Below are 372 nucleotides of genomic sequence, written 5' to 3'. Positions count from 1 at the left end.
CGCCAACTGGATTGGCGATAAGAATCCCGCGCAGCTGAAGTTCGACTTTGCCTTGTGGACGGCCAAGGCAGTGCGTCAGCTCATCTACAGAGAGTTCGGCAGACAGCTCGACCTTTCAACGGTACGCCGCTACCTGCGTTCGTGGGGCATGACGCCTCAGCGTCCGAAAAAGAAAGCGATTCAGCAGGATGATGCTGCGGTCCAGCGCTGGCTTGAAACAGACTACCCGGCTATTGCTGAGCGTGCCAAAAAGGAAAAAGCCACCATTTTTTGGGAAGACGAAACCGCTGTCCAGCAGGACACCAATTGGATCCGAGGCTACGCGCCGCGCGGAAAGACGCCGACGATCCTTCATGATCGCCGCGCCTGCTA

At 57.3% G+C, this 372-nt stretch carries 1 protein-coding gene; it reads left to right on the top strand.

Going from position 1 to position 372, the window contains the following annotated elements; all coding sequences use genetic code 11:
* Positions 1-372: winged helix-turn-helix domain-containing protein (locus tag GBM95_RS12105; RefSeq protein ID WP_193222714.1), on the top strand; the 372-nt coding region annotated here is incomplete at both ends.

Source organism: Sutterella seckii (genome assembly GCF_009183815.1).
Classification (GTDB): domain Bacteria; phylum Pseudomonadota; class Gammaproteobacteria; order Burkholderiales; family Burkholderiaceae_F; genus Sutterella; species Sutterella seckii.
The sequence above is the reverse complement of the archived record's forward strand: the minus strand, read 5'-3'. Positions and strand labels throughout refer to the sequence as shown.